This window comes from Pyxidicoccus trucidator (assembly GCF_010894435.1).
GTDB classification, from domain to species: domain Bacteria; phylum Myxococcota; class Myxococcia; order Myxococcales; family Myxococcaceae; genus Myxococcus; species Myxococcus trucidator.
Window position 1 is genome coordinate 53,892 of the sequence record NZ_JAAIXZ010000019.1, and the last position, 21,571, is coordinate 75,462.

General features: G+C 70.7%; 16 protein-coding genes. 11 read left to right on the forward strand and 5 right to left on the reverse strand.

Annotation, left to right across the window (positions count from 1 at the left end):
* Positions 1 to 84: 84 nt before the first annotated feature.
* Complete coding sequence (locus G4D85_RS38215; protein ID WP_205525884.1) at positions 85 to 1,575, forward strand: serine/threonine protein kinase; 1,491 nt, start codon at positions 85 to 87, stop codon at positions 1,573 to 1,575.
* 75 nt (positions 1,576 to 1,650) lie between these two features.
* On the opposite strand, the gene G4D85_RS38220 is transcribed toward G4D85_RS38215, so the two are convergent.
* Complete coding sequence (locus G4D85_RS38220) at positions 1,651 to 2,625, reverse strand: TFIIB-type zinc ribbon-containing protein (RefSeq protein ID WP_205525885.1); 975 nt, start codon at positions 2,623 to 2,625, stop codon at positions 1,651 to 1,653.
* Positions 2,622 to 3,575: a TFIIB-type zinc ribbon-containing protein gene (locus tag G4D85_RS38225; RefSeq protein WP_205525886.1), complete on the reverse strand. Its 954-nt coding sequence runs from the start codon at positions 3,573 to 3,575 to the stop codon at positions 2,622 to 2,624. Before G4D85_RS38225 ends, G4D85_RS38220 begins: the two co-directional genes overlap by 4 nt.
* A 683-nt stretch (positions 3,576 to 4,258) precedes the next feature.
* Here G4D85_RS38225 and G4D85_RS38230 point away from each other — a divergent pair.
* The 5 genes from G4D85_RS38230 (at position 4,259) to G4D85_RS38250 (ending at position 13,169) form a co-directional block, all read left to right on the forward strand.
* Positions 4,259 to 6,613 (forward strand): RCC1 domain-containing protein, encoded by a 2,355-nt coding sequence (locus G4D85_RS38230; protein WP_164019056.1) that lies wholly within the window; start codon positions 4,259 to 4,261, stop codon positions 6,611 to 6,613.
* Positions 6,614 to 6,796: 183 nt separating this feature from the next.
* Positions 6,797 to 9,181, forward strand: coding sequence for an RCC1 domain-containing protein (locus G4D85_RS38235; protein WP_164019286.1), 2,385 nt, complete (start codon positions 6,797 to 6,799; stop codon positions 9,179 to 9,181).
* 89 nt (positions 9,182 to 9,270) lie between these two features.
* Positions 9,271 to 11,568 carry an RCC1 domain-containing protein gene (locus G4D85_RS38240; RefSeq protein WP_164019057.1) on the forward strand — a complete coding sequence of 766 codons (2,298 nt, stop codon included), beginning with the start codon at positions 9,271 to 9,273 and terminating at the stop codon, positions 11,566 to 11,568.
* Between the two features lie 177 nt (positions 11,569 to 11,745).
* A complete protein-coding gene (locus G4D85_RS38245; RefSeq protein ID WP_164019058.1) occupies positions 11,746 to 12,054 on the forward strand; it encodes a hypothetical protein in 309 nt (102 codons plus the stop codon).
* A 431-nt stretch (positions 12,055 to 12,485) separates the two neighbouring features.
* Positions 12,486 to 13,169: a hypothetical protein gene (locus tag G4D85_RS38250; protein WP_164019059.1), complete on the forward strand. Its 684-nt coding sequence runs from the start codon at positions 12,486 to 12,488 to the stop codon at positions 13,167 to 13,169.
* 84 nt (positions 13,170 to 13,253) lie between these two features.
* On the opposite strand, the gene G4D85_RS38255 is transcribed toward G4D85_RS38250, so the two are convergent.
* On the reverse strand, positions 13,254 to 15,353 hold the full coding sequence (locus G4D85_RS38255) for a vanadium-dependent haloperoxidase (RefSeq protein WP_164019060.1): 2,100 nt from the start codon (positions 15,351 to 15,353) through the stop codon (positions 13,254 to 13,256).
* A 419-nt stretch (positions 15,354 to 15,772) separates the two neighbouring features.
* Between G4D85_RS38255 and G4D85_RS38260 the strand changes: the two genes are divergently transcribed.
* The 5 genes from G4D85_RS38260 (at position 15,773) to G4D85_RS38280 (ending at position 20,068) form a co-directional block, all read left to right on the forward strand.
* Positions 15,773 to 16,717, forward strand: coding sequence for an ArsA family ATPase (locus G4D85_RS38260; protein WP_164019061.1), 945 nt, complete (start codon positions 15,773 to 15,775; stop codon positions 16,715 to 16,717).
* A gap of 76 nt (positions 16,718 to 16,793) precedes the next feature.
* Positions 16,794 to 17,918: an ArsA family ATPase gene (locus tag G4D85_RS38265; protein WP_164019062.1), complete on the forward strand. Its 1,125-nt coding sequence runs from the start codon at positions 16,794 to 16,796 to the stop codon at positions 17,916 to 17,918.
* 91 nt (positions 17,919 to 18,009) lie between these two features.
* Positions 18,010 to 18,195 (forward strand): hypothetical protein, encoded by a 186-nt coding sequence (locus G4D85_RS38270; protein ID WP_164019063.1) that lies wholly within the window; start codon positions 18,010 to 18,012, stop codon positions 18,193 to 18,195.
* A gap of 212 nt (positions 18,196 to 18,407) precedes the next feature.
* On the forward strand, positions 18,408 to 18,581 hold the full coding sequence (locus G4D85_RS38275; RefSeq protein WP_164019064.1) for a hypothetical protein: 174 nt from the start codon (positions 18,408 to 18,410) through the stop codon (positions 18,579 to 18,581).
* Positions 18,582 to 18,940: 359 nt separating this feature from the next.
* Positions 18,941 to 20,068, forward strand: a complete 1,128-nt coding sequence (locus G4D85_RS38280; protein ID WP_164019065.1) for a CBS domain-containing protein — start codon at positions 18,941 to 18,943, stop codon at positions 20,066 to 20,068.
* A gap of 49 nt (positions 20,069 to 20,117) precedes the next feature.
* Here the strand turns inward: G4D85_RS38280 and G4D85_RS38285 are convergent, their stop codons facing one another.
* On the reverse strand, positions 20,118 to 20,936 hold the full coding sequence (locus G4D85_RS38285; protein ID WP_164019066.1) for a QcrA and Rieske domain-containing protein: 819 nt from the start codon (positions 20,934 to 20,936) through the stop codon (positions 20,118 to 20,120).
* The gene (locus G4D85_RS38290; protein ID WP_164019067.1) at positions 20,933 to 21,535 is read right to left on the reverse strand and encodes a YceI family protein; all 603 of its coding nucleotides are present in this window, start codon (positions 21,533 to 21,535) and stop codon (positions 20,933 to 20,935) included. Before G4D85_RS38290 ends, G4D85_RS38285 begins: the two co-directional genes overlap by 4 nt.
* Positions 21,536 to 21,571 lie beyond the last annotated feature (36 nt).

Sequence of the window (21,571 nt, forward strand, 5' to 3'; positions counted from 1 at the left end):
TGGGAGGTTCCCTCCGGCCATGCATTCGTGTTACCTCACGAGTTGAGCAGTCCCCACTCAACTTCACAGGTCCAGAGGTAGGAGATGACGACGCCCGACACGACGACGGAGGAGGTCTTGGAGAGCCCCCGCAAGCCGAGGGTGCTGTTCACCGTGGGCGGCACGGCGTTCGAGTTCGTGCGCAAGCTGGAGGTCCGCTCCACTGGCGAACTGCTGATGCTCGCACGGCGCCGCTACCGGGGAGGACTCGGCGGCCCGGTGGTGGTGAAGCGGCTGAGCAGCCCGGCGAGCTTCGTGGAGCGCCGACGGCTGGTGGAGGAGGTGGAGCTGACGTTCCGGCTCAACCACCCTTCCATCGCCAAGGTGCACCACCTGAAGCTGTACCGGGGCGCACCCCACGTGGTGATGGAGTACGTGGAGGGGCGCTCGCTGGACACGGTGCTGAACCTGGCCGCCATGCGGCGCCAGCCCATGTCTCCCGCCTTCGCCGCGTACGTGGCGGCCGAAGTGGCGGAGGCGCTGCACCACGCGCACGGCCTCACGGATGACCTGAACCGCCCGCTGCACATCGTCCACCGCGACGTGAGCCCGAGGAACATCCGCGTGGGCCTTCACGGCGAGGTGAAGCTGACGAACTTCACGGTGGCAGCGTCCTCCCTCACGGGACGCGAGGTGACGAGCCGCCCACTGGTGAAGGGAGACGTCACCTACGCCTCACCGGAAGCGCTGCGCAGGGCTCCCGTGGATGCGCGCTCGGACCTGTTCTCCCTGGGGCTGGTGCTGCTGGAGCTGCTGACGGGCCGGCACCCGCTGATGGTGGAGGACACGGTGCCGGTGCCTCCACTCCGCGCCTCGGACGGCACGGAGGCGAAGCCCCTGGAGGCCCAGGGCCCCACGTGGATGCCGGTGAACGAGGTGGCCGCGAGGATGGTGCAGCTCGGCCCCGAGCAGGTGGAGCGGCTGGCGGTGGGTCTGCCGGAGTCACTCGTCGCGCTGGTGCTGCGGACCCTGCGGCAGGAGCCGGCGGAGCGCTTCCAGACGGGCGCGGAGCTGGCGTCCGCGCTGCGAGCGTGGCTGCGCGCCCACGCCCCAGGCTACGGGCGGCACGAGGCCGCGGAGGAGCTGGTCCAGGCGGCGGTGGCCGCGACGAACCGGCGCAACCAGGCCGAGCTGCTCGAAGGCGGCCTGCACCCGGAGGAGCTGACGGCGGAGGAGGCCGCACTGGCGCAGGAGCCTCCGGCACAGGCAGCCGCTCCCGAGCAGGCGCCACGGCTGGAGCCGCCGGGAACGGACTCAGAGCAGGGCACCGCACCGCACGGGAAGACACCCGAGCCCAAGGATTCCGAGCCCGAGAACTCCGAGCCCCAGGACGCCAAGCCCGAGGACTCCGAGCCCCAGGACTCCGAGCCCCAGGACTCCGAGCCCAAGGACTCCAAGCCCCAGGACTCCAAGCCCCAGGACTCCGAGCCCCAGGACTCCGAGCCCCAGGACTCCGGGCCCAAGGATGCCGAGCACGTGCCCAAGCCCGAGGACTCCGAGCCCGAGGACTCCGAGCCCGAAAACTCCGGCCCCTGAGCCCCGAGCACCGGCCGAGGCGCTCCCCAACCAGGGAGCGCCGGAGCACCGTGCCCCAACCCACTCCCAGGCCCGCTACCCCAGCACGCCCGTCGCCAGCAGCACCCCCAGCACCAGGACGAGCACCCCTGCCACCACCGCCGCCACACGCCAGCCGGAGACAGGGGCCTCGCCGAGGACGACGCCGGCGTCCTGCCCGTGCACCACCACGCGGTACGGCTTGCCCTTGTACCGGTACGCGAGCACGTACGCGGGCAGCGCGAGCCGCGTGGTGTGCAGGCTCGAGAGGGCCACGGCGACATGGACGTTCCGGAAGCGCCGCCCCGGAATGACACCCTGCTGGAGCCGCTCGCGCGACAGCCGCTCCACGGCCTCCAGCACGGAGCGCCGCGCCCCCGAGCGCGTGGCCTCGAAGCGCTCCACGTGCGCGCCCTCCGGCCCGCGCGGCGAGTCCTCCACGGAGCCGCGTATATAATGATGCGCGAGCGCCTCGCACTCCTTCACCTTCAGCCCGCGCGAGGCCGGCACGGGGATGTCGTCGAAGTCGAAGCGCGTGCGCCCCGCGTGCGGCGCCCAGTCCGAGCGATTCGCCCCCGCGTCCGAGTCCGCCGTCCAGCTCACGTCCACGCCCGCCCGGAAGCTCCACGCCGGCCACCACACCGGGCTCAGCGACTCCACCGCGGCCTCCTCGGCCAGCCCGGACGGGCGGAAGAAGCCGCCCTTCCCCAGGAAGCCCATCAGCGCGGCGCGCGCGGCCCCCGGGTCCACGGTGAAGGGCAGCCACCCCTGCGCCTGCTCCACCGGGTCCGCCGTCGTCTCCACCCGCGTCACCGAGCCGCAGAAGTCGCACCTCGGCGCCTTCGCCTCGGCCGAGTACTCCATGACCGCGCCGCAGTTCTCACATCGCACCACACGGGCCTGCTCGCGCTCCACGGCCCCGTGGGGCTTGGGAGGCGTCGTCAGCCCGCAGATGGGGCAGCGCAGGTCATCCGCCTCCAGCGCGCTCGCACAGCGCCGGCAGGGCGCCACCGCCGGCACGGACGTGCTCACCGGCCACCTCCCTGGCTCAGGAACCACGCCACGGCCACCAGCAGGAGCACGACGAGCACGGCGGCCGTCACCTTCCACACGGAGAGGGGCGCCTTGCCGTGCACCTCGCCCGTCTGCCCATTCACCAGCACCCGCAGCGGCGGCGCGTCTTCCGCGTAGCGCACGGCGAGCACCCAGACGGGCAGCAGGCACATGTCCACCGCCTCCCACTCCAGCCGCGACTCGTGCTCGAGCTCGCGGTGCGAGTCCCCCGGCATGAAGCGTCCCAGCCGCTCTCCCACCCGCTCCTCCGCCTCCTTGCGGGCCTGCGCGAGGCACTGCGCGGGGGTGAGCGAGGGCTCCTCGGCCACCCAGCCGGAGACGAGGGCCGGCGTGTACCGGGCCAGCCCGCGCAAATCGAAGGGCTCCAGCGCCTCCAGCTCGTCGTTGCGCAGGCCGGTGGAGGCGGTGACGAGCACGTCCGCCACGTAGCCGGCCAGCTCGCCGCCCAGCGAGCGCCACTCGGTGCGCGTCACCGTGCGGGTGCGCGTCACCGTCTTCCCGTTCTCCGTCGTCGTGTACGTCTCCTGCTCCTGGTAGTTCTCGCCGATGGAGGCGCGGAAGCGCGTCTGGGCCAGCACGCTATAGAGGTACGCGGGGACGTAGACACCGCGCACCTCGCCGGGCTCGGCGGAGCGGATGCCGGAGCGGGTGAAGGGGTTGCGACTCTTCAGCCACCGCGCCACGTGCTCGCGGGCGGCGACATGGGTGAGCGCGAAGCCCAGCGCGAAGACGGGCTCGGGGATGCCCGGCACCGGCGGGCGCTCCACCACGGAGGGCGCGGCACAGTAGGGACACCGCATGGTGCGCAGCGCGGGCTCCACCACCAGTTGGGCGCCACAGGAAGGGCACCCCAGGTGGAGCCGGGGCTCCGACATCGCGGAAGTCGTCGGCTCATACGGCTCGGACATGCGCTCCCCCGTGCAGGTTTCGCCCGGGTGGAGTCTCCGCCGACCGCCTCACCTTCCACAAGCGCGCAGCAGTGAGCGGGTTACGGCAGTCACGGTGTAGACACCGGGGCCTCGTGGACCCCAGGCCCCCCTGGCTTCCCTCCGAGACAGCCAGCGTCTGCCGCTGACAATTCCTGTCACCCCGCAGTCAGGAACGACTGGCGCCCGCGCCACCCGGGGCGGTCTCCAAAAACCCAGACGCTCGAACTCTCAATCCCTTGCAAAACATTGATGACAAGACATGAACAGCTCTGGTAGAAAGCGACCGCCTTCGTGAAGAAGGCAGACAGTCTTCAGTCCTGCTGTCACTCCATGCTCCTGGGCGGCCAGGGCCTACGGGTCCTCCGGAGGAGCAACACCCCTCCTACAGCGTCCGAGGCTGGTTCACCGCTCCCCGCGGCACAGGGAGCGTGTGTCCGGGCGGCGCGTTCCACCCCATCCACGCCCACACCGCTCCCGCGGTGACGGGAGACGTGTCTCCCTCGACGGCCCTCGCGGGCTGCCTGACTGCATTCATAGACAATCCAGACCTGTATCATCAAGCGGTAATTCCTGTTTCTTTCATCGAAGTCCCGCGCCCGACGCAAGGGCTCGTGGGCGCATGCCGTGTCATGCCGTAGCGCAATGCCACACAAGGAGAGCGCATGAAGAAGCTGTCACGCCGTCCGGTGCTGTCCCGGGGTCTGCTCGGGGCCCTGCTGGTCCTGCTGGCCACTCCAATGGGCACCGGCTGTAGCGAGCCTTCCACCTCCCCGCCGCCCGTCAGTCAGGGTGCGCAGACGTCCGAGGCCCGCTTCCGCATCAACATCGACGAGGACTCCGGCGTCCAGAAGCAGGGACGCGTGTCCGCCCAGGCCTTCCGGGCCCAGGACGTCATCCGCATCGTGGTGGACGTGTACGAGCAGGGGCAGAGCCAGACGCCCCTCTTCATCAACTTCGAGCTCACCCGCACACCCGACACCACGCAGTGGTCGGGCACCCTCCCCTTCCTGCCGCGCGGGAAGATGCTGACCTTCTTCGCCCGAGCCTTCGGCGCGGAGAGCAGCACCCTTCCGCTCTTCAGCGGCTCCACCGACCAGCAGCTCGAAGCGGACTTCTCCGACGTCATCATCCGCCTGGCACCGTCCAATGACGGCGCGGAAATCACGCTGCCGCGCATCAAGCGCATCAGCATCCCCAGCGTCTTCACCTCCGGCCAGGCCGGCAACATCAGCTTCCTGGTGGAGGCCAACACCGGCGAGCACCTCACCTACTCCATCAGCGGCTCCACCGGCTCCGGCAGCGGCACCTTCTTCCCCGTCAACGGCGCCATCACCCTGCTGGCCACCAGCGGCACCTTCGTCAGCCAGTACGTGCCGGGCACCGTCACCACCGAGTCCGAGTTCGTCCACACCGTGAAGGTGACCAACGAGGCCGGCCACTCCGTCACCACCACCTTCAGGACGCGGGTGAAGCCGGCCGGTACCACCACCGGCGTGGGCAACACCGACGTGCTGGTGCTCTTCAACCCGGTCATCAACGGCGTGGACGGCAGCCGGCTGGTGGGCACGGGCAACGTCACCTTCACCGCCACCGTGGCGGATGACGGCCCCGCCGAAGCGCTCACCTACGCGTGGGGCTTCGCCCCGGCGGAGCCCTATACGCCGGTGCCCGCCTTCACCGCGCAGACCAACCCCACCACCCTCCAGCACTACACCACCAGCGTCCGCGGCCTGCTCACCCTGGCGGTGACGGACGGCAACGGCGGCACCACCACCCTGGAGTACGCGCTGACGCCGGACCAGTTCCCGGATGACCCGGCCGTGGACGGCCCGCTCACCGGCATCAACGCCATCCGCGCGGGTGAGAACCACACCTGCGCCCTCTTCAACAACGGCACGCTGCGCTGCTGGGGCCGCAGCCACCTGGGCCAGCTCGGCTACGGCAACACGCTCCCCGTCGGCACCACCGCCTCCAACCTGCCCTACAGCGTGGGGGACGTGGCGCTGCTCAGCCCGGCGACGCGGCTCGCCACGGGTGGCAACCACACCTGCGCGCTGCTCGACACCGGCCTGGTGCGCTGCTGGGGCAACAACCAGTACGGCCAGCTCGGCTTCAGCAGCACCGAGCACCTGGGCGACGGTGAGCCCATCGCCAGCTTCGGCTACGTCAACCTGGGCGGCAACGCGGTGAAGCTGGCCGCGGGCCTCGAGCACACCTGTGCCCTGATGGACACCCAGAAGGTGCGCTGCTGGGGTCGCAACCAGTACGGCCAGCTCGGCTACGGCAACACCCAGAACATCGGCGACAACGAGCAGCCCTGGCGCGCGGGCGACGTGGACGTGGGCGCGCCCGTGCAGGACGTCGTCGCGGGCGGGTACCACACCTGCGCGATGCTGACGGACGGCGCCGTGCGCTGCTGGGGCTATGGCGCCACGGGCCAGCTCGGCTACGGCAGCACCGTCAACATCGGCGACAACGAGAACCCCTCCACGGTGGGGAACGTGAATGTGGGCGGTCCCGTGCGGCAGCTCTCCGGGGGGCTCAACCACACGTGCGCCCTGCTCGACACGGGCCGGGTCCGCTGCTGGGGCTACAACCTCAATGGCCAGCTCGGCTATGGCAGCACCGGCACCGTCCTCCTGCCTGCCTCCGCGGGCGATGTGAATCTGGGCACGCCCGCCACCCGGGCGCTCCAGGTGGTCGCGGGCGGCGCCCACACCTGCGCCCTGCTGGATACGGGCGCCATCAAGTGCTGGGGCTACGGTTTGGACGGCCGGCTCGGCTACGGCAATACCACCACCCTCAGCGCGCCCTCCGCCTCCACGGTGAACCTGGATGGCGCCACCGCCTACCAGCTCTCCGCGGGCGGCGCCCACACCTGCGCCCTGCTGAGCACCGGCAAGGCCCGCTGCTGGGGCAATGGCGGTAACGGCCAGCTCGGCATCGGCAGCGCCGTGGACATCGGCGACAACGAATTGCCCACCGCCGACGTCGCCCTCCTGCCGCCCACGCCGTAGGCCATGTCTCCCGAGCGAGGGCCCGCGTTGCCGGGGCCCTCGCTTCCTCCTCTTTTCGAGCCCGGCCTACGGGCCCTCGCGGTGCGGTGTCTCCGCATCATCTTCCGGTGCCGTGACACCGCGCCGCGAGGGCCGCCGAGCGCCGGGCCCGTTCCCGTCTCAGTTGAAGGAGCCGCCTCCGTGATGAATCCCGCCGTCTCCCGCCCGCGCGCCCGAAGCCCGCTCGCCGCGCTGGCCGTCCTGCTCGCCGCCACCTGGGCCGCCACGGGCTGTACCCAGGCCCCCCAGGCCCCGGAGCCTGAAGACTCCGCGACGTCCTCCGTCACCATTCTCATCGCCGTGGACGAGACCTCCTCGGAGGCTCTGCCCTCGGGCCCGTCCGCCATGTCCCTGCGCCTGGGCGCCGGGACGGTGTCCGCGCTGGGCTTCTCCTTCGCGGACGTCACCAGCATCCAGGTGGACGTGAGGGACGCGTCCACGGGCAATCCCCTCTTCGTCAACATCGACCTGGCGCCCACCTCCACCGGGTGGGCGGGCACGCTTCCCACCCTGCCCCAGAACAAGCTGCTCACCTTCATCGCCCGCGCTCGCGGAGTGAATGTGGACGCGGACGCTGGCACGGGTGATTCCGTGCTCTTCAATGGCACCACGACGGTGGCGCTCACCTCCGCGCAGGAGACGGTGGGCATCACCCTGATTCCCATCAACGACGGCGCCACCATCGACCTGCCGCGCATCAGGAAGATCAGCATCCCCGGTGAGTTCTCCCTCGGGCAGAGCGGCAACATCACCTTCTTCGTGGAGGCGACCGCCAACAAGGCGCTGACCTACAGCCTCACCGCCGCCACCTCCGGCGGCAGCTTCCAGCCCGCCTCCGGCGGCTTCACCATGGTGAGCACCAGCGGCGCCTTCGTCGTCCGCTACGCCCCGCCCCTCACGCTGGCCACCACCACCGAGTTCACCCACGAGCTCAAGGTCACCAACCAGGAAGGCCACTCCGTGAGCACCACCTTCAAGACGAAGGTGGTGCCTCCGGACGGCTCGGGCGGCTCGCCGGGGAACACGCCTGGCGTGCGCGTGGTCTTCAACCCCGTCATCAACGGCCTCGCCGCCAGCCGGACGCTCGGGACGAACCGGGTCACCTGGACGGCCACCGTCGCGGACGACAAGCCCCTCAATGCGCTCGTCTATGCGTGGAGCTTCGCGCCGACGGGCACCGTCACTCCGGCCCCGGCCTTCACCGCGCAGACCAACCCCACCGTGCTGCAGGGCTACGCGCCCACGCTGGAGGGCACGCTGACGCTGGAGGTGACAGACGGCGACGAAGGCAAGACGACGGTGAAGTACCTGCTCGCGGCCAACCAGTTCCCGGACCAGCCGGGACAGACTGGCGGCACCACCGACATCGCGCAGCTCCGGGCGGGTGACTCGCACACCTGCGCGCTCCTCAACGACGGCTCCGTCCGCTGCTGGGGCCTGGGCACCCTGGGCCGCCTCGGGTATGGCAACACCGACACCATCGGAGACAACGAGTTCCCCTCCTCCCGGGGAGCCATTCCCCTGCCGGAGAAGGTGTCCCAGCTCGCCACGGGTGGCAATCACACCTGCGCCCTGCTGAACAACGGCCTGGTGCGATGCTGGGGCTTCAACCAGTACGGCCAGCTCGGCTACCGCCACATCAACCACATCGGCGACACCGAGCCCGTCACCAGCATGGGGCATGTCAACCTGGGCACCCAGGCCATGCGCATCACCGCTGGCGCCAATCACACCTGCGCCCTGCTCACCAACAGCAAGGTCCGGTGCTGGGGCCACAACAGCAGCGGGCAGCTCGGCTATGGACATACCAACAACATCGGTGACGACGACGAGCCCTCGTCCGTGGACGTCCAGGTGGGCGCTCCGGTGCAGGATGTCTTCGCCCGAGGCAACCACACCTGCGCCCTGCTCCTCTCCGGCAAGGTCCGCTGCTGGGGCGCCAACAGCTATGGCCAGCTCGGCTACAGCAATGGCGGGAGCGCCATCGGCGACAACGAGCATCCGTCCTCCGTTGGAGACGTGAACCTGGGAGGGACTGTCATCCAGCTCGCCCTGGGTACCAACCACACCTGCGCCTTGATGGACACCGGTGCCGTGAGGTGCTGGGGCTACAACGCGAACGGCCAGCTCGGAAACGGCAGCACCAGCACCACCGTCAACCCCACCGCCACCGACGTGGGCCTGGGCGCGGGCAACAAGGCCATCCAGGTGGCCGCGGGTGACAGCCATACCTGCGCTCTGCTCGGCTCGGGTCTCATCAAGTGCTGGGGCCTGGGTAGCAGCGGCCAGCTCGGCTATGGAAATGCGACCCAGTTGCTTGTGCCTCCGAGCAACCACACGGGCCTGAACAACATCCCCGCCTACTTCCTCACCGCGGGCGCCACCCACACCTGCGCCCTCCTCACCAACGGGAAGGCGCTCTGCTGGGGCGCGGGCGACAACGGACAGCTCGGCTACGGCAACACGAACTACATCGGCGACAACGAACTGCCCTCCACCGTGGACGGTGTCCCGCTGCTGTTGCCGTGACGCAGCCCCGGTGAGTCCGAAGAGGGAGGGGCCCGGGCACCGTCCCCGGCCCTTCCCTCTCGCACTCCCCCCCACGCCAGGAACCCCGCATGAACCAGCAGTCCTCTCCGCGGACGTGGCTCCGGCACATGCGCGGGGCCCTGCTCCTCCCGCTCCTCCTCGCCACCGCCTGCGCCCGTCAGGACGTGTCGCCCCTGCCGCCTTCACAGGACGCCGAGGCCCGCTTCTCCATCCACATCGACGAGCCCCTCGCGCCAGCCGCTTCCACCCCACGCGAGGTCTCCCGCCTCCAGGTGGACGTCTTCGAGCAGGGCCACGCGGACACGCCGCTGCTCACCGACTTCGAGCTCACCTCCACCGCCGGAGCATGGTCCGGCGCCCTCACGTCCCTTCCTCGCGGCGAGGCGCTGACCTTCTTCGCCCGCGCGTACCGCTCCGACGGCTCGCTGCTCTTCAGCGGCTCCACCGACCAGCGCCTCACCACGGACTCCGAGCAGGTCATCATCGGCCTCGCCACATCCAAGGCTGGAGCACCCTCTTCCCTCCCCCTCATCAAGCGCATCAGCCTCCCGCCGGAAGTGCAGTCCGGCCACGGCGGCGGCAACATCAGCGTCTCCGTCGAGGCCACTCCTGGCGAGCGCCTCACCTGGTCCATCACCGCCGACGCCACTCCGAACAGCGGCGCCTTCTTCCCCGCCAGTGGCACCCTCACCTTGCTGGGCGCCGCAGGCACCTTCGTCAGTCAGTACGTCCCGCCCCTCGTCGCCGAGAAGACCGACTTCGTGCACACGGTGAAGGTCACCAGCGCCTCGGGCCACTCCGTCACCGCCACCTTCAAGACGAAGGTGAAGCCCCGGGGCCCCACGGACGGCGTGAAGGAGACCTCCGTCACCGCGCTCTTCAACCCTGTCATCCATGCGCTCGACGGCCAGCGCCACGCCCTCACCGGCGATGTCAGCTTCACCGCCACCGTCACCGATGACACACCCGAGGACCGCCTCAGCTACGCCTGGAGCTTCGAGCCCGAGGGCCACGACGCGCCCCCGCCGTCCTTCTCGCACCCCACCAACCCCACCACCCTCCGCCCCTACTCGCCCGCCTTGCGCGGCCGGCTGAAGCTCGCCGTCACCGACGTGGACGGCGGCACCACCACGCTCGAATACCGGCTGGCCCCCAACCAGTTCCCCGACGAGCTGGTGTTCCCCTATCTGCTGAGCAGCCTCCACACGGGAGCGAGCCACTCCTGCGCGCTCTTCGCCCATGGCGCCGTGCGCTGCTGGGGCGACAACACCTACGGCCAGCTCGGCCATGGCCACACCGTCACCGTGGGCGACGACGAGCCGCCCTACACCGCGGGCGATGTCCCGCTGAGAGGGAAGGCCGTGCAGCTCGCGCTGGGGGGCCACCACACCTGTGCCCTGCTCGACTCCGGCCTGGTGCGCTGCTGGGGCAACAACAGCCACGGCCAGCTCGGCTACAACCACTCCGGCCACGTGGGCGATGACGAGTCCCTCGCGAGCCACGGCTTCGTCAACGTCGGCGGCAACGTGGTGAAGCTCGGCGCCGGTGAGTCCCATACCTGTGCCCTGCTGGACTCGGGCCACGTGCGCTGCTGGGGCCGGAATCAGGCGGGACAGCTCGGCCAGGGCCACACCCGAGACGTCGGTGACGACGAGCAGCCCTGGGAGGCGGGCGACGTCAACCTCGGTGGCCCCGCACAGGACCTCGCCGTGGGCTGGCACCACACGTGCGCGCTGCTCGCGGACGGACGGGTGCGCTGCTGGGGCGACGGTGCCCATGGCGCGCTTGGCCTGGGCCACACGCGCGACATCGGCGATGACGAACTGCCGTCTTCAGCGGGCTTCGTGGAGCCTGGCGAGCCCGTCTCGCGGCTGTCGGCCGGCGCCCAGCACACGTGCGCGCTGCTGAAGCGGGGCGCCGTGCGCTGCTGGGGCAGCGGGCCGACGGGACAGCTCGGACATGGGGGCACGCACCCAGTCCTCCGCGCCTCCGAAGCGCGCGACGTGGACCTGGGCTCGCCGTCGGACGTCGCCTTGCAGGTGAGCGCGGGCAGCCACCACACCTGCGCCTTGCTGAACTCCGGCGCCGTGACGTGCTGGGGCTACAACGCGGAAGGACAGCTCGGGCAGGGACACCGGAGCACGCTGTACGCACCGCCGCGCGCGCCGGTGGATTTGGGTGACGCCAGGGCGTGGGGACTCGCGGCGGGCGCCCGCCACACCTGCGCGCTGCTGAGCACCGGCGGCGCGCGCTGCTGGGGCAACAACGTCTCCGGACAGCTCGGGTACGGCCACACGCGGGCCTTGGGGGATGACGAGCCCCTCTCCGGCCTGGGCGACCTTCCCCTCACGCATCCCACGCCGTAGTCCCAGGCGCCCGCGTTGCTCCGCGGTGAAGCGCCGCTGAGGTCCACCGCAACGCCAGGGCCGGAAGTGCGCGCGTCGCCGCCCGCCCGCCTGCCCTCCTGGCGTCACGGCGTTGCGACACGCCCCATTGCCGCCTGCATTCCCAGGCACGACCGTAGAGGGACGGAGGATTCCACCATGGGCGAGCGCGACAAGAAGCAGCCAGGCATCCAGCCCCCAGAGGACTACTACGGGCACGAGAAGAATCCCCGCCGAGGAGCACGCGAGGAGGAACCGGAGCGGACCGGAACGCGCGCTCCGCCTCCCAAGGAGGACCCGGAGCACGAGCAGCACGCGCACGCCATCGACCCGGCCGAGCGCACGCCGGGCGCCATCCTCGACGACATACCGGACGGGGACGGCCCGCGCAGCGACGCCGGCACCAACCCGCTCCCCGAGAGCTACTGGGCCGGCTACCCGGGGAACCACGAACCCGACAAGCACTGACGTCGACCCGCCGTTCCCGACAGGCGCTCCAGCGCGACGGCCGCCCTGGAGCGCCTGCCTGCCCCACGCCCCACGGTTGTCTGTCATGCAAAGCATTGGCGGTGAATCAGCCCACACCCCGGGGTTGATCCACGCCTGGACCTCCCGAGTCCTCCCCCGCTCCCCCGACATGCCCGCGTCCGCGCGTCCGCCAGCCCTGGTTTCCCTCTCGGGAGGCCACCCCGCGAGCACGCCGCGCCGCGCTCGGAGCCCCGCGCCCCGACTCCATCCCCATCCCCGCGAGCCCGCTCCCTCCCCCCGAAGTCAGGTCTCCCAACCGCGACCTACGCGGCCCGTCACACCCGTGATTTCAGGCACTCATGCTGTCTCATGAATGTCAGCCCCCCTCTGTACTGTGTGGACATTCGCCAGCACCCAGGGGGAACAATTCCATGGCGGAAATCCGTGAGCTGCCGCGTGTCTCAGTCAACAAGCTGGGTGAGTACCTCACCGCGACACCCGCGCGCCGTAAGCGCATCATCTACGACCAGAAGCACCCGCCGGAGCAGCAGTACCTCCGCTATCCGGAGGCGTCGCATGCGATTACCGACTTCCTCTGTCGCGGGCAGGACCTGTCCATCCTCCGGGACCACCATCGCCGCTTCGCGTGCAGCGTGCCCCAGACGGAGTTCGAGGCGCAGCGCCTGCAGCTGTGCTCGGAGGCGCTCGAGCGCTTCGCGGACCTGATGCCATGGCTCGACCTGAATGAGACCATCGTCAGCGCCGTGGGCGCCGAGCCGCCGGTGCTGGAGATGGCGGGCGTCACCATCAGCGTGCGTCCGGAGGTGGTGCTCCAGCGCATGGACAAGCATGGCAACGCGCGCGTGGGGTTGATGAAGCTCTACTTCTCCAAGCACACCCCGCTGGACGAGCGCTCGGGCCAGTACATCGGCACCATGCTCCAGCGCTTCGCGGAGCAGCACCTGTGCCAGCTCGGGCCGTGTGACCACCGCCTCATCCAGGTGGTGGATGTCTTCGCCGGCACCATCTTCACCGCGCCCCGGGCCCACATCCGCCGGCTGAGCGACGTGGTGCTCGCCTGCGAGGAAATCGCCGAGCGCTGGTCCGTCCACTGACGGCCGGCCCACGCGGGTGCACTCCGGGGCCCGCTGCCGGCCCGGAGCCTGGGAAGCAGCTCCGGGCCGGGGACTCCCGCGGTGCTACGGCTGGATGTTGAAGCGGAGGGTGAGCGGCACGCCCCCCAGGCCGGCCGCGCTGGCTTCGCTGTACGGCGTCGCCGTCAACACGTGCGTCCCCGTGGTCGGCACCGGCGCGGTGCCATGGAGGTCGTACACCGAGGCGTTGTCGGTGGACGCGGTGCCGTCGAACACGAAGCGCACGCTGCCCACCGTGGCCGGATAGGTATTCGCCCGGATGTTGATGCGGGTGAGGCCCAGCTCCGCCAGGCGGATGACCTGGCCGTTGCGGAGGGGATTGGCGGAGGGCACGGGCTGGTTCGTGTCCGCATTGTAGAGGACGAACTCATTCACGGCGCTGACCGCGTTGGGCAGCGCCGGGGCGGTGGCCGTCACCGTGACGGTGTTGCCGCTCAGCGTGCGCACCTCGAAGCCCGCGAAGCCGTCCTCCGGGTACAGCCGCGCCCAGTCCTGGAGCGCGCGCAGGGCGTACAGCTCGCCCAGGCGCACCGCGTGGTCATGGTCGCTGCGCCAGTGCACGCCAGCGAAGAGCCGCGCCACGCCGATGTTGCTGGCCAGCTTGTCCAGCTCGTTGAACATCGTCAGCGTGCCGCCGTAGGGCACCAGCGCCGTCCCCGTGGAGTTGGGCACCTGCGGGTTGATGATGGGGAAGTCCGCGTAGAAGGCCTTCAGCACGGTGATGCCCGCGCCCATGTACGTGGAGTGGCCCGAGGCATAGGCCGGGTGCACGGGGCTGCCCTCGGGGAACGTCTGGGGGAGCAGGTACGTGCCGCCCCCCAGCCCCCGCTCCGCGTTGCGGGCCGCGTTGCGCGCGAGGACCAGCGGTATCACCGCCGAGTTCAGCAGCTGGGCCGGCAACGGATAGACGCGCGCATTCGTCAGCGTGTTGTGGACCCGGCCGCCGTACTCCTCGGGACGCAGCCGGCGGTGCACCTGCCACTTCTGGAACCACTGCGCGCGCAGCGACGTGGTGGTCACCAGCGCCGTGAGCGCCTGGGTGTCGCCGTTGCCGAAGGTGACGAAGGGCTCCTGCTTCGCGTAGGCGCTGTAGGGGTTGTTGGCGTCGAATGCCCGGGGCGAGGCCTTGGGGTCCGAGTCGTACCGGCCATTGGGCAGGAAGTCCCCCTGGCGCGCCATGAGGAGCGCGGCATTGAGACTGGCCTGGAGCGGATAGTCGAAGTGCACCCACTCGGCCAGGTCGCGCCCGTTGCGGATGTAGCGCCGGGTGTCGTCCAGGTCCTCCAGCGTGTCCACCGGGTCCGCGGGCGCCGCGCCGTTCTGGATGTCGAGCCACTCACCGTAGGCGGTGACGCGGTCGTCTCCCGCGAAGCGCGTCCAGATGCGCTGTTCCATCGGCTGATGGGCGGTGGGCTCCACCACGCCGCCATCCGTCGCGGGAGGCGGGTTGACGTCCGACTCCGTGGCCAGCGGGCCGCCGCCAAACGGAATCGACTTGTAGAGGAACTGGGAGACGAACGGGCCCTGCTCCGCGCCGGAGGACTCCGCGCGGAAGAGGGTGGCCGCCGCCACCAGGCCGCTGTTGTTCTTCGCGCCGCGGTAGTGGGCGAGGCTGTTCAGCTCATTGATGGCGTTGGTAATCGTGGAGTTGCCGCTGTACTGGTCGAAGCGCACGTCGCGCACCAGGGACATCCAGTACAGCTCCGTCATCTCCCCTGAGACCTCGGCGCTGTCGAAGTCCGGAGCGGGCCGCAGGGTGAGGGCCTGGGGGTCCGCGCCTTCCAGCACGAAGGCGAAGCCCGCCTGCGGGTTGACCAGCCTGCGCTCCCCGCCGAGCAGCACCGCCTCCAGCGCCGTGGGGCTCCCGGAGAGCAGCGCGTTCAGCAGCGCGTCGTACTGCGTGGCGTTGGGCTCGCCAACCGCGTCATGTGGCAGGCCCTTGGAGAAGGTGGCCCACCGGCCGAAGTCGGCGAGGTCGTTGTTGTTGGCATGGGTCGGCACCGGCCGGCCGCGCTGGTACGCGGAGGCCGCGTCACGCACCGCCCTGGCCGCGTCGGGACGGTTCGCGTCGTTGACGACCTGTGCCTGCGCGCTGGCCGTCAGGAGTAACAGCAACCACGGTGCGGAACGGAGGAGTGCTCTCATCGGTGTCTCCGGAGTCGGGGGGGGTAGGACACCTGGGCACAGTCGAGGTGTGGGGGCGCGCGGAGGACCAGGCGAGACAATCGCTCACACGAAAGTCTGATGATTCAGACGTGTATCGAACCAATTATTGCACTGTCGTTGCATTTACATATCAACTATCGACAGCTCACCAATACGGGCCTGGAGTTGCAGGGCTTGGCGTGAGTCAGCGTTTTCGCGCGGCGCTTCTTGCAACTGGCGAGGCGGAGTCCGCCGGAGTCCGCCGGAGCCTCGGAGGCGTCCCTGAAACGCGGCGGCCGGCCAGGCATCCGAGCGGCTGCGCGCCAGCGGACGGCGCGCGGGGGCGGCGGTTGTCGCGGCGGGCCACCTTCCTCACTGTGAGATGACGGCGCCTTCCGGGCGCGACAGGACGGTGACCGGTGCTCGCAGCACTGTGGGACAAGCGCGCCGTGCTCGTGTCGGGCAAGGGGGGCGTGGGGAAGACGACGCTGTCGGCGGCGCTCGCGGTGGCAGCCGCGCGCTCCGGCCGGCCGGTGCTGCTGGCGGAGCTGGCACCGGACGAGGGCGGCCCCTCTCCCCTGGGCGCGCTGGTGGGTGCGCGGGACGCGGGCCCGAAGGTGACGGAGGTGCGGCCCGGGCTCCACTTCGTGCGGCTGGCGGCGTCGGAGGGGCACCGGAGCTTCCTCCAGGACACCCTGCCCCTGCGCTGGCTGGCCGAGGCCGCGCTGCGCTCGCGCGCCCTGCGCCGCTTCCTGGAGGCCGGCCCCGCGCTGCGGGAGATGGGGCTGCTCTACCAGATGCTCACCCTGGTGCGGCGCACCCGGCCGGATGGGCGCTTCGAGTTTCCCCTGTCCATCATCGATTTGCCCGCCACCGGCCATGCGCTGGCCATCGCCTCGCTGCCGCGCACGGTGCTGGCGGTCATGCCCGGTGGGCCCATTGGCCGCTCCGTGCGCGAGGGGCTCGACTTCCTCCAGGACCCGGCCCGCACCGCCGTGCTGCTGACGAGCCTGCCGGAGCCGCTGCCCGTCAGCGAGGCGCTCGCCCTGGCCTCGGAGCTGGAGCGGCTGGAGCTGCCGCTGGCCGCCGCCGTCCTCAACCGCATGCCCGAGGACCCCTTCACCCCCGAGTCCCGCGCCGCGCTCCAGCGGCTGCTCGACGCGCACGGGCCGCACCGTGGCACCCGTGCCCTGGCGAGGCTGGAGCGTGCCCACGCCGCCCAGGCCCGACTGGCCGAGGGACTGCGCGTGCCGCTGCTCACCCTGCCGGAGCTACCCGTCACCGGCCCGGAGCTGGTGGAGCGGCTCGCGGACGTCTTCGCTCCCATCCCGATGGGCGGCACGGCGCGGGAGGCGACGCCGTGAGCGCACGCAAGCTCTACGGGCTCCTCCAGGACCCGCGCGTCCTCGTGCCGTGCGACGCCGCGCGGGAGGCGACACCGTGAGCACCCGCAACCTCCGCCAACTCCTCCAGGACAAGCGCGTGCTGGTGCTGTGCGGTGCGGGAGGCGTGGGCAAGACGACGACCGCCGCCGCCCTGGGTGTCGCCGCCGCGCGCGCCGGACGCCGCGTCCTGGTGCTCACCATCGACCCCGCGCGCCGGCTCGCCGAGGCGATGGGCCTGCCGGAGAACGGCCCCGAGCCCACCACCGTCTCCCCCGAGCGCCTCTTCGCGGACGGCGCCTCCGGCCCGGGCCGGCTGGACGTGTGGATGCTCGAGCCGGGCGTCGTCTTCGAGCGCATGATTCACCGCCTCGCCCCCTCCCCCGAGGCGGCGCGCGCGATTGTCGAGCACCGCCTCTACCGCTTCCTCTCCGAGCTGGTCGCCGGCGTGCAGGAGTACGCCGCCACCGAGGCGCTGGACGACTTCCTCACCAGTGACCGCTACGAGCTCATCGTCCTCGACACGCCGCCCAGCCGACATGCGCTGGACTTCCTCGATGCCCCGGGGCGCCTGTCGCGCTTCCTCGATGAGCGCATCGTGGCCCTCTTCGGCCCGGAGGAGTCCTCGCGCCGCGGCCGGTTATGGCAGGGCGCGCAGGCGCTGGTGGGCCGCGTGCTGGACGGAGTGTTCGGCGCGGGCTTCGCGGGCGAGATGCGCGGCTTCGTCGGCGCCTTCGGTGGCCTCTTCGCCGGCATCCGCCTGCACACGGAGCGGCTGCGCGCGCGGCTCGCGTCACCCGACGCGGCCTTCCTGCTGGTGACGTCGCCCGAGTCCGCCGCGCTGCGCGAATCCGCCTTCTTCCGAGACACCCTCCTGGAGCGCGGCCTCCCCTTCGCCGGCTATGTGCTCAACCGGAGCTGGGCGCGTGACGACGCGCTCGCACACCCCGAGGCCCTGCTGGAGCACGTGGGCGAAGACGCGCACGCGGAGCACGGCGTGGCCGCCCTGTCGCGCCTCGCCGCCACGGAGCACGCACGCGCCGAGTCCCACCGCACCCTGCTCGCGCGACTCTCCGAGCACCTTCCCGCCGGCGCCTTCGCCGTCGCGGCTCCGGACGCTGGAGCGGAACTGGAAGAGTTCAGCGGGCTCGTACGACTGGGCGACGCGCTCGCGGTGGGATGAGCCCCTCCTTTCGGCGGTCAGCCTCCGTGCGTACGCTGTGTCGTGCCGGTCGCATCAGCGGCCGGCATTCCCCCCACACAGGAGCCACACGATGAAGACGACCAAGATGAAGACCATCAAGGAGCTGTTCGTGAAGGACCTGGCGCGCGTTCAGGGCGGTCAGGGCACCACGCCCACGACCCCCACCACCTCCTCCGACACGCTGACGTGTAACGCCCAGAAGCCCGAGACCACGCAGGCGTGCTGCGAGGAGGCGAACGACAACTGCTGTTTCTGAGCGCCGTCTCTCGCCGTGGCTGAACCCGCGCGTGTCCTCACCCGAGGGCACGCGCTTTTTCATGTCTCATCCCTCATACGCGCTGTCTCACACCACCCATGCTGGCAGCACGGAACGACCCGAAAATTCGAGTGAATACGTATCGAATTCATCACGCCGCCGACCGCGAGCGCGGTTCGCCGGCACCCAGACCCACGGAGGGGGAGCACACCATGAAGACCACCAAGACGAAGACCATCAAGGAGCTGTTCGTGAAGGACCTGGCCCGCGTTCAGGGCGGTCAGGGTGCCGGCGACACGTGTGAGCCGCCCCACAAGCCCATGCCGCCGAACACCACCCTCGCGTGCTGCGAGGAGGCGGACGACGGCTGCTGCGTGGTGGAGTGAGTCCGGCCCACGGACGGGGCGGACAGGGCGGGCTCCGCTTTCGGGGGAGAGCGCGCTGACGCAGGGGAGAGCTTCGCCCTTCCGCCCCATCCCTGGGTTGGAGACAGAATCTCCACACGAGGCGCGTGCCCTCCACCCGGGGGCACGCGCTTTGTCTTTCCACGCCCGGCCCGCGCCCGCGTCAGTCCGCGGTCAGTGTCGGCCACGCGGCAGCATCGATGTCCGCTCGAGGGCGGCCTGCCTGCTCGCTCGCCGGGGAGAGGACAGTCCCCACGAGGCCCCGGCCGGGAACCCTTGGAGACCCGCCAGCTCGTCGCCACCCTTCCTGCCCCAACCCTGAACTCGCTGGAGGCAGCGTCATGGCCCGAACCCTGGACAACGGCAAGGACGACACCCGCAACGCGCAGCGCAACCCGCCCCCGGAGCCCGGCACGTACCGGAGCCCCGACGTGGCGCCGCCCGGCTCGCGCGAGCGCGGTGAGTCCGACCTCACCGGGTGGAATCCCGCCCGCGACGAGGAGGCCTCCGCGCGCCAGGGCCGCTTCCACCGCGCCGCGTCCCTGCGCATGGCCCAGCCCCGCACCAACGTGGACGACGGCGCCGGCTTTGGCACCCAGCGCACCGGCATGATGAACATGGACGACCGCGACGCCGCCTGGGAGGGCGCCGAGTACGGCACCGGCCCCTACGGCCGCGACAACCGCGATGGCCGCAGCGCCACCGGCCGCGGAGACCGTCGCGACATGGGCATGCAAGAGAACGAGCTGCCCCCGCAGCGCGCGGACTACCGCCCGTGGAACCGCCACGGCTACGGCGGCGAGGAGCCCCGCGAGACGCAAGGCCCTCGCACGGAGCCGTACCGGGATGAGCACTCGCGCTCCCACTACCGCGAGGAGCGCCAGCGCACGGAGGAGCGCCAGCGCATGGGCGACCGCATGCGCGAGGACCGCAGCCAGTTCTACACCGCCAGCCCCAGCGGTCGCCCAAGCACGGGCACGGGGACGGACACCGGCACCGGGCGCCGCCGCTGGCAGCGCGAGCCGCTCACCGCGCGCGAGGTGATGACGCGCAGCGTCCGCACCGCGCGGCTCGACAGTCCCGTGCGCGACGTCGCTCAAATCATGAAGGACGAGGACTGCGGCGTCGTCCCCATCGTCAACGAGCGGGGCAGCCTGGTGGGCATCGTCACCGACCGAGACCTGGTGGTGCGCGGCTTCACTGGAGGCAAGTCGCCCGAGCAGCTCCGCGTCTCTGACGTCATGACGGATGACGTGGAGGCCGTGCTGCCCGACGAGAACATCCACGACGTCATCGCGCTGATGGGCCGCAAGCAGATTCGCCGCATCCCCGTGGTGGAGCGGGATGACCGCGTCGTCGGCATCATCTCCATGGGCGACATCGCCAACCGCGCCGACTACGACGAGGAGCTCCAGGAGGCGCTGGACCGCGTCTCGTCCAAGCGCTCCTTCTGGAGCCGGCTCAGCTAGCCAGCATGCGGGAGGGAGGGGCCAGCGCCCCTCCCCGCCCCGCAGGGACTTACTGCACGCCGTTGACGATGACGGCGTCGGGCGTCTCGGACACGGTGAACCTCTTGAGGGGCAGCGTGGCCGGCTCCCGCGTCACCTCGCCCTGCAGGGTGAAGGTGGAGGCGTGGCAGGGGCAGAACAGGTCCTTCTCCTGCGCGCGGAACTCCACCTCGCACTGCTGGTGGGTGCAGATGGAGTCCACCGCCGACAGCGTCCCGTCATCCTGCCGGAAGATGAAGATGCGCAGGCCGTAGCCGGTGGGCACGCCCGTCACCGCGCCGCCGTTGTTGCGCAGGTCCGGGAACTGGCTGAAGGGCAGCGTCACCTGCCCGTTCACCGCGGCCGGGAAGTTGTCCTCACCCGCGCGCAGGTTGATGCTCACCACGCGGGTGCCCGGGTTGTAGTCCGTCTTGAACGAGCGCAGCCCCACCGTGGCCGGCCGCTGCAGCACCGCGCCATCCGTCGGGCTGAAGCGCGACAGGTGGCACGGGCACACCACGTCCTTGCCGTCGAAGCCCAGCGGGCAGGCCACGTGCGTGCAGATGGAGGACACGGTGGAGAAGTCGTCCCGCCCGCCCTCGCTCTTGGTGTGCACCACCAGCAGGGGCACCGCCTCGCCCGGCACGCGCACGGTAATCGCGCCGCCCACCGGCTCCAGGTCCGGGTAGCGCGACACCAGCAGGTCCACCGTGCCGGCGGAGCTCGCCGTCACGTCCGTCACCGGCGCGGGGTTGATGTCCGGCGCGCACCCCGGCAACGCCGTGGCCGCCGCTCCCGCCGCGCCCGTACCCAGCACTCCCTTGAGGAACCCTCGACGCGACGTGCTCACGCCCCCTCCACCACGAAGACCAGCTTCGGCTCCAGCACCAGCTTGTCGTCCACCTTCTTCATCAGCAGTGACGGCCGCTCCACCTTGTGGCCCTCCAGGCTGACGTTGAAGTTCCCCGTGGCGGTGGCCTCCTTCTCGGAGGTGAACTGCACCGTCATGGGCACCTTCACGTCCTGCGTCACGCCGTGGAAGGTGAGCTTGCCCTCGAGGGTGACGTTCATCGTCGCCGGGAAGCTGGTTGGCGGCTTCACACCGTAGGCCTTGCCCTTGAACTCGACGAGGGGGTACTTCGCCGCCTCCGTCGCCTCCTGCATGTGCGCGTCGCGGTTGGAGTTCTCCGAGTCGAAGTCCTTCACCTTGGCGCGTACCTGCACCTGCAGCGTGTCGTCGGACAAGAACGCGGCGCCGCCGTCGCTGGGCGGCGCCTTGCCCACCACCTCGTGCAGCGGGTGGTGCAGCTTGTAGGTGAGCGAGCTGGCGTCCAGCTTCACCGAGTATTTGCGCACCAGCTTTGGCTTTGGTGCCGGTGCCGGCGCCTGCGCGGCGGCGGGCAGCGCGAGCAGCAGGGTGGCGAGCAGGGCAAGTCGTCGAGCAATCACATCAACCTCCAGGAAACTCCGGTCAGGACCTTGCGA

What these genes read in the sequence shown, in the direction of transcription:
- G4D85_RS38215 (WP_205525884.1), top strand. Translation starts at nt 85, where the DNA reads ATGACGACGCCCGACACGACGACGGAGGAGGTCTTGGAGAGCCCCCGC.
- G4D85_RS38225 (WP_205525886.1), bottom strand. Translation starts at nt 3,575, where the DNA reads ATGTCCGAGCCGTATGAGCCGACGACTTCCGCGATGTCGGAGCCCCGG.
- G4D85_RS38230 (WP_164019056.1), top strand. Translation starts at nt 4,259, where the DNA reads ATGAAGAAGCTGTCACGCCGTCCGGTGCTGTCCCGGGGTCTGCTCGGG.
- G4D85_RS38235 (WP_164019286.1), top strand. Translation starts at nt 6,797, where the DNA reads ATGAATCCCGCCGTCTCCCGCCCGCGCGCCCGAAGCCCGCTCGCCGCG.
- G4D85_RS38240 (WP_164019057.1), top strand. Translation starts at nt 9,271, where the DNA reads ATGAACCAGCAGTCCTCTCCGCGGACGTGGCTCCGGCACATGCGCGGG.
- G4D85_RS38245 (WP_164019058.1), top strand. Translation starts at nt 11,746, where the DNA reads ATGGGCGAGCGCGACAAGAAGCAGCCAGGCATCCAGCCCCCAGAGGAC.
- G4D85_RS38250 (WP_164019059.1), top strand. Translation starts at nt 12,486, where the DNA reads ATGGCGGAAATCCGTGAGCTGCCGCGTGTCTCAGTCAACAAGCTGGGT.
- G4D85_RS38255 (WP_164019060.1), bottom strand. Translation starts at nt 15,353, where the DNA reads ATGAGAGCACTCCTCCGTTCCGCACCGTGGTTGCTGTTACTCCTGACG.
- G4D85_RS38270 (WP_164019063.1), top strand. Translation starts at nt 18,010, where the DNA reads ATGAAGACGACCAAGATGAAGACCATCAAGGAGCTGTTCGTGAAGGAC.
- G4D85_RS38275 (WP_164019064.1), top strand. Translation starts at nt 18,408, where the DNA reads ATGAAGACCACCAAGACGAAGACCATCAAGGAGCTGTTCGTGAAGGAC.
- G4D85_RS38280 (WP_164019065.1), top strand. Translation starts at nt 18,941, where the DNA reads ATGGCCCGAACCCTGGACAACGGCAAGGACGACACCCGCAACGCGCAG.